Annotated in this window: 7 protein-coding genes; all 7 read right to left on the bottom strand. The window is 36.8% G+C overall.

Translation table 11 applies throughout. The features are described 5' to 3' along the window. Positions 1–517, bottom strand: a 517-nt coding sequence (locus tag ACTRXI_RS15830; protein WP_474264152.1) for a hypothetical protein, incomplete at its 3' end; no start/stop codon positions are given. A 12-nt stretch (positions 518–529) separates the two neighbouring features. After that, positions 530–1,102, bottom strand: coding sequence for a hypothetical protein (locus ACTRXI_RS15825; RefSeq protein ID WP_474264150.1), 573 nt, complete (start codon positions 1,100–1,102; stop codon positions 530–532). Between the two features lie 12 nt (positions 1,103–1,114). Continuing rightward, the gene (locus ACTRXI_RS15820; protein WP_474264148.1) at positions 1,115–2,188 is read right to left on the bottom strand and encodes a lysozyme family protein; all 1,074 of its coding nucleotides are present in this window, start codon (positions 2,186–2,188) and stop codon (positions 1,115–1,117) included. Between the two features lie 14 nt (positions 2,189–2,202). After that, complete coding sequence (locus tag ACTRXI_RS15815) at positions 2,203–4,710, bottom strand: CD3337/EF1877 family mobilome membrane protein (RefSeq protein WP_474264146.1); 2,508 nt, start codon at positions 4,708–4,710, stop codon at positions 2,203–2,205. Between the two features lie 18 nt (positions 4,711–4,728). Then, positions 4,729–5,097 carry a hypothetical protein gene (locus tag ACTRXI_RS15810; protein ID WP_474264144.1) on the bottom strand — a complete coding sequence of 123 codons (369 nt, stop codon included), beginning with the start codon at positions 5,095–5,097 and terminating at the stop codon, positions 4,729–4,731. 12 nt (positions 5,098–5,109) lie between these two features. After that, entirely contained in the window at positions 5,110–7,569 is a 2,460-nt protein-coding gene (locus tag ACTRXI_RS15805; protein ID WP_474264142.1) for an ATP-binding protein, read from the bottom strand. Beyond that, positions 7,550–7,984 (bottom strand): TcpE family conjugal transfer membrane protein, encoded by a 435-nt coding sequence (locus tag ACTRXI_RS15800; RefSeq protein ID WP_474264140.1) that lies wholly within the window; start codon positions 7,982–7,984, stop codon positions 7,550–7,552. Before ACTRXI_RS15800 ends, ACTRXI_RS15805 begins: the two co-directional genes overlap by 20 nt. Between the last annotated feature and the right edge of the window lie 52 nt (positions 7,985–8,036).

Here is an 8,036-nt window from a genome sequence, read left to right as displayed (position 1 = left end):
GTGGGTCTAATAAGTATAATGGGAAAAAAATTTCATTACGCTTATAGCTAGAAACAATACGATGGTTGCCATCAATAATCATAGCTCCCAACGAATTACTTTGTAATTCAGGATGTCGTACAGCAATAGCAGGTTCATAATTTGCTTTGTCTAACCTAACTGTTCTTTCTTCAACATTGTGACGAGCTATATTATACAGTTCTTTATTATTTACAATTCCTACTGGTAATTGATAGTGATTTATCAGATCATGCACATAAGGAATAAAATAAGTCATGTAATAAAAACCATCTGTAATATTGATAGGTATCGAAAATTTTTGCGAATAAATGTCTATATTTAATTCTTCTTCATATTTTTTTTCTAGATTTATCGGATAGCTTTCGTAATCTGCAGATAGGTTTTTTACAATTCCAATGTACGAATCAATTTTAGATAATAAAAGCGGATAATCTCTGATTTCTTCTTTTATCTTCTGTAAGTGCGGTACTAATTCAAAATAAGGATTGTTTGTCATAACAGCTCTCCCTTAAATTTGTTCAAATTTTATATTTGTTGCTTTCCAAGAATCGTTTTCTTTATCCATCTTCAACGTAACAAAAGAACTAACATCATCAGGCACATCATTATAAGAAATGGTATTCGTAAATGTAATGAATAATTCCTGTGTGTCTTCAGTTGAAGAACCGTAATATACTTCCATATCACTAACGTTAGATTTTACATCTCCACTAACTTCCCCTTTTTCTTCATCAGAAAAAGAAAGCTTTTCCATCAATTCACTTGTCGCATATTCCTGAACTTCCTGTTTGTTAGGAGTACCAGAGTAATCAAAATAAGCCCGTACAAATTCTTTAGCTGCGTCTTCGGAAGAAGTATGAAATTCATTACTCCCTTCCTCATTGTCATTATTAGAAGCATTAGCTTGCTGTTGTTGAAGCTCATTTTCTAATAGTTCGATTTGCTGTTGAGATTGTTGTTCTTGGCTTTGAAGATCGTTTTCTAGCTTTTCATTTTGATTATTTAAAGAGATGACAAACATAAATAAGAAGAAAACAATAATTCCCATCAATGAGGTAGCTACAACTACCGATTTTTTCATGTCATCACCTCCTTAAAAGTTTAAAACATCTCTAGGGTTTGTACGCTCTGAACTATATGACGGATCGCTTCGATATTCTAAGTGTAAGTGTGTACCTGTACTGCTTCCAGTCGTACCGCACTTCCCTAAGGCTTGCCCTTGTTCAACAGAATCTCCTTTTTCTACATCTAATTGGCTCATGTGACCATAAACACTATACTCTTGTTCGCCATGCTGGATAATAAGGTGATTGCCTAACCCTGTATTTTCATATAAGGCACTATCAATCACGCCATCTTTAACCGCATAAAGAGTGTCACTACGAGTACAAGCAAAATCAATGCCATTGTGCATTTTCTCTGTGTTATCAATAGGGTGGAATCTCATGCCATATTCAGAAGTCACATTAACGTTTTCGACAGGCATACCCCAATTGCCTGATTCAGCACTAGCAATAGCTCTAGTTTCTGCTGAAAAGCCTTCTACGTAACGCATAACATGATCTACATATTCAGTATCACCGTAGTTGCTCCAGCCAAGCTCAGATTCTTTTTCAGAAGCAAATTGTTCAGCCAATTCTTTACTGTACTCCCCATTATTATGTTCTTCTGCATAATTGATAAACCCTGTTCCAAAATTGTAAGCCTGAAGAGTTAATTTTACGTCTCCATTGGCTTTTTCCAATACTTCACTAAAGTATTTCACGCCTTGGTCTATTGATCGTTCAGGGCTAGAAATGGTGTTTCGTGGCAAGCCTAACGATTCAGAGCTTTGCATAACATCGGCATACCGCCCGCCGGATTCTTGCATGGTTTTTGCCATCAGTAATTCTGTGTACTCTTCCACATCGTATTTAGCAGCATATTCTTCAAACAACGGCCTGTAACGTTCCACCTGGGGGGAAACCTTAGCTGTACCTTCTTCTGCAATAAAGGATTCACTTTTTTGTTCACTACCATTTAAAGCACTAGAAACAGCAGTCAATATAATGATGGTTCCAAAATAAAGAACAAATAATATGAGTAATGCGGGGAGAATGTACTTTAGGAATATAGCAAGAGCTGCTGCTTTCGCTTTGTATTCTGCGTATTTACGCAAAAGATTCATTCTCGCCCACCTCCTTACTCATCTTCGTTATCTCGGTGCAATCTTGATGTTTGACCCATACGCCCGTTTCGGTGTTCACTGCTTTTCTTAATTTCGTGTTGTTGAGCTTCATTAATTTGCTGATACTTTCTTTGCAGCTTGTCGCTTTCTTGCTTTGCTTTCTTGTTTTCAAAATGTTCTCGCCTTTGTTCACGTTGAGCTTGATCTAATTGCAAGTTCTCTTGTTTCGGTACATCATTCTCTCTTTTTTCAGAAGCATAGTTTTGAGATCCACTATTGCTTGTCTTTCGTTGCGAAACGTTATTGTAATTCGAGACGTTATTAGTGTTCTTTGTTGAAGGAGATTGTTTTCTCGTTGCTTTTACATCTGATGGAGATGATGTTTCTGATGAATTTTTGACCCTTTGGCTGGAATGACTGTCGGTTTGCTTCTTCGTAGAAGAAGTATTGATTTGATCGGTTTTTCGTTTATTAGATGGATTACGCTTAGTTGAAGCTGTATTGTTCCTTGGAGAGGTATTCGTTCCCTGCCCATCAATATGATGAACAGTAGCTTGTTGCTGTGGAGCTGATTCATTGTTTTGAGGTACTTGTTTATCAGAAGACGAAGTTGAAACTTCTGATTGATTAGGTGATTGTTCTTCGCCCATTTGTCGTTGCTTCATACGTTGAGAGAAAGAACGTACCTTTGTATTTGGCTTTTCTTGTTGCTTTTGAGATTGCTGATACTGAATACGATCTCCTTCACGTTGGCCTGTATTTCCTTGATAAATATTGCCCCGGCCTGTCGTATCTTCTCCACTTTGCACCGTTCTTACATGATTAGTTGCTTTACTGGCAGTTTGTCTCATTTTAGAAGGCTGGGATTGCTGCGTAGGAATAGCTTTTGTACTTCCCCCTCCTTCTGTTCCAGTAGAACTGTGAGCTTGCTGTTCTTGCCCATAATCGGCACTAGATTCTGTCCGGGCGTCACTGTCTTTAGATTCAATAGTTTTTATATCTTTACTTCCACCATCATTTCTAAAAGAACGTTGCTTCTCCCTCTGGCCTTCTCTTTTCTGTTTCATTTCTTTTCCTTTTTGGCTCGCTTTGTTCATTACACGCCTAGCTCCATTCATCGGAGCAGAGTGACCATTACCTCCCATTTCATCAACGCTTAGACTTCCACCTTCAAGCATGTTCATAATCACTTGTCGTTTCAGGTACATGAAGATAATAACCGTGGAAAATGCTAATTGAATGAAAATACGATAATACAGATCATCAGTTGTGCTAGTCATGTCGTAACCTAAAGAGATGAAGCTAACAGATACAAGAATGAAAAACATAGTTAAAGCTTTAAAAATAACGATGGTAAATAGGGTGCGAATATACTTTCCAAGTATGGTTTCAAAGCTTGGAAAGAGAGAAAGAAACGTCGCAAATGGAAGTAACAGCATCATCATAATTAAACTAAACTGTAAGAGAATACGAATCATTGCTAAGAAAAAGTAAACAACGCTTTGTACAATGGTCGATATAGCCATCACCATGACATAAGAAGCTTGCTGCCAACTATTGCTGGCCACAATATTTTGATTGTCGTAATCCTCATATTCTTCAGTAACTATATCTTGCCTAGCTTCAACCCCATCTTCTGTTTGTGGGTTCGCGTCTAACCACTTGGCAATTCGCTCTGGGTCTTCGTCTAAAATAGCTTCTTCATCAGTCGTACCGTATTGGAGAAGCAAATACGGCTGATAAATCAAAGCATGAAAAACCTTGTTTTCTAAAGCTACGGCTGTATCGTCTATATTAGTCACATCTAGTTGTTCATCTAAATTGTTATTGTTATCTCCTAATTGAGCTTGCGTATAAGCGTCCTCTTCATCTGCTAAATTACTTATGGCGGAACTATATTGAAAGGCTTCAGGCGTATAATCCTGTGTTAAAGAAGGATTTACGTTCATCACCGTGTTTTCAAGTTCTTTAGATATATTAGAAGTGAAGCTGACATAGTTTAAACGATCAGACTGGAGTGAGGCTAATAACGTTAAACTAATGAGAGCAAGCGTTAGTAGCTTCCAAAAAGCACTCCAATTTTGCTGGATATATGAACGTATAACTAGCCCTAGAGAAAAGATAGCCAAAGCAAAGGAACCAAATTGGCCTATTAACCCTCCGGCTACGGCACTAACAATTGAACGTACACCGTCCTCCGTCAACTCAATAATATCTAGGCTGAACATTTGATAGACGATCATTAACCCTAATTGGGTCATTTCCCGATAAGTAGCCCAGGTCATGTTTTTTATAGCTTCCCCTGTGTTATTGGAAACTTTACCGCCAACATCAAAGGTTCCGGCGTCATTGTACGTCATTAAGTCGTACCGATTACTTTCATATTTCTGTGACGCTCGTTCATCGTCACTTTCATTCTCTTGTTCATCAGAAGAAGGAGCAGCTAAAGCGACATTATCTCCCGAAAAGCTAAATACCATAACTAAAGCCATTAACAATGGTAATGCTATTTTTTTGACCACCCTATCCCCCCTTCATCATCAATACTCGACACATTCAGTTTCTGTACTTTCGTTATAAAGTGAAGTAGAACCACCTACTTCATAATTACTCTCACCATTTATATCCATGCGATGTTCATACTGAAGTTCTTGATCTGAGGTTTGCCAATAAACAATATAACTATCGTATCCATCACCTTCATCAAAAGAAGCTTCATTGCTTTTGACCGCCGGGCAAACCCTTAAAATTTCAACGTCTTCTTTTTCATATCCATTAGTATTCATTTTACGAATATCCATTGCATTGGTTTGAGTAGCTTCTTGAACTTGCTCTTGATCTAAGCCTAGCGAATTGCCACAAGCACTCAAGAACAATAAAGAAGCAGCTAAAGGTATAAGTTTTTTCATTACAACAACCTCCTAAGCATGTGCTTCTTCCAGTTCTACTGAAGCTTCATCTTTCTTCGTGGTTCGCATGGCTTTTGTCCATTCTTCAAACATGACATCAATAGCTATGGCTTGCGTTCGTCCGAATAAATCTTGATATAAGCACATGCCCTGACGTAAATTTTTAACGACTTTTCGATTAGCTTCGTTCAGTTCTAAGTCAAAAAATTCTATTAGAGGGTCAACGCCATTTTCATTAACAGGACGGAAAGCGAAACGAACACCCAACTGATCCTTAATTTTGTCAGAGTTGACGTCCTCATAAGATTGAGTAACTAAAACCACATCTGTACGTAAAGAACGGCCTGTACGTAACATTTCTTCAATCAGCTTTTCGCCTTCTTTAGCTTTGTTTAGCAGCCAAGATTCATCAAAAATAATCATAGCTTCCTCATTAGGATCTCGACTGAAGATATTTACATATTTAGAAATAGACATAAGCAGACATACACTAATAGTTTGTTCGTCGGTCAATTCATCTGATTGAGGTATATCTAATCCCTGCATACCTAGCACATTAACTTGTTTATCGAAATCTAAGCCTTGACTGTCCTCATGGCCAAAAAGCATTCTTCCCATACCGTAGTTGTATCTTTTAATATCTTTAGCTAGAATAGACTGCTCGGCTTCTAAACGTTCTAAAGCTCCTGAAAGAGTTGGATTTTCTTCTTCCTCCATTTCTTGAACTACACTTTCGTGAATGGAAACATTTTCGTTACGATTGCGATCTCTTCCAGCCAATGTATTAAAGATAGAAATAGCTGTTTGTAGAGCAGCGTCACCTTCCAAGAAAACTAAAGGGTCTAAAGCTCCGTGAAACTGTGGGTCTTCACTCAAATGAACAAAATTAATGCGATTATACAGCTCTTGAAATTCCTCAATGTCTCCATGTTCTTCTAAAGCTGTTTGATAGTAACGTTGAAATTCATTTTTAGGGTCGATATACAAAACCTTTGTTCCAAAAAAAGTAGACCAAGTGAAGAAGTCTTTGACCAACATTGATTTACCACTACCCGGCGGCCCGGTTATTAGTATGTTTCCTGTCGTATGGGAAGCATTACGAATAGCTTTCTTCGCTAATAATGGATTAAAGAACACAATATTATTGGTGATATTTCTTGCTTCTTCAACACTTTTCAATTGTCTATTAGTAACAATTTTTCCTAGTGGCATACCGTATTTATTTCCAACTTCTTCTTTTAAGCCTAATCCCGCCTGTGCTAAGTAGTTTTCATCTATCGGTTGCTCAAAGTATTTATATTGATAAAGAGACGCCGGAAAAGATTGAGTAAATAGCGTTAGTTGATCGACTAACGGGCGAATAAATTTAAAATCGACTTTTTCAAGCATGGTTTTCAAAGAACTAATTTTTCGTTCTAATTGTTCTTTATCACTGTCACTTATTACCGCAACAAAGGTAGCGTACATAACAGACCGATGATTACCTTTCACATCTTCGAGTAAGTTTTCCAGCCGTTCAGGAGCTTGCTCAATAACTTGGTCATCGTCACTTGTTTGCATGGTGGTTTTTTCGTTAGAGAAATTTTCAAAGCGTTTTTTTAACTTACGCACATTCCGTTCTTCTTGTTCTTGTTGTTTGAAATCATAACGAATTTGCATTTCTAACGGGAAATCAATTTTACGGTAAATATCATAAATAAAACTGAAATTATCAATTGTTCCTGGCATTTCAATCATGGGAATAAAAGCAACATACTCCCGATAGTCGCCGTGATCTATCGTTAAATAACCTTTATGATTTTGAACGATACCTTCTGTTAAATTGTAATCCGTATCAGGCAATTCAAAATTATCGCTTGTTCGGTGAAACATATAATAAATAATGTTATCTACTTCATCTTCAGAAACACGATTTAGATATTCTCGATAAGAGGACTGTTGAAAGAAATATTTTTCTTGTTGTTCGTAAGTTTCTAAATCGTCATCGACATTGATCTCTTGCGTCATAACTTTAGATATATCTTCTTGAAGTCTTTTAAAAAACTTTTTAAACAGATCAACCGGGTCATTGGTAATTACGTTCGCATTTCTATTTAAATGAACTAGGATATAAACATCGTATTCATACAATTCTAGTTCATCAGAAAGTATATCTCCGGCTCGATTAAAATATTGCTTTCCTATATCGGAAAATTCACCCTGTACGATCTTTTCATTTGCTACGTCTGTGTATTTTTGGAAGTTGAAACTTTTAGGTAAAATCATAATATGATACTGTACGTTGCGATTGTTTAGTAAGCCCACAATATTTTGAATATAGTCTTCATAATCCGAAGAATTATTAAGCTTTAGAGTACGCGGACTTAAACGATAGACCGCCCAAACTTGGCGACTTTTATTGAAAATAAGGTTTTTATGTCGAAAAGCAATCGGAAACTCCAACTGATTCTTCTTATTTTTCGTTGCTGGCATTAGTGTTTTCCTCCTTTGAGGTGAACCAATAAGGCTCAAATTCCAGTTCTGTTTCAAACTGCTTGTTATCTACTTCATCGTAATGCTCATATTTTTTGTGTTTAGTTCGGTAAAAATTCAAACGATCTCGTAAAAAGGAAACAACCGGCTTTTCATCGTATTTCAAACCAAAGACGGTCATTGATATACCTACGGGAACTAAGAACAGAACCACTAAGCCATAAGATAAAAGAAAGTTCATAATAGGTAGATTGGATAATAAAACGATAAGCATAAAAAAGAGCATAAGAGCTGCAAGTACGATACTGAATACAATAGCCTTTCGGACTTCCAAACCATTAGAGAAATCAAATTTCCATATTCTGAAGACTTTAATTGGATACTTGTATTCTCCCCGGAAATTTTCTCCTCTCATGTTTCAACACTCCTGAAAAATTTATTAAGTTAGTGCTATCGGTATTTTGATA

The sequence above is a fragment of the Marinococcus sp. LNHM4E3-1 genome (assembly GCF_056034405.1).
This window is presented reverse-complemented; position numbering and strand designations above follow the sequence as displayed.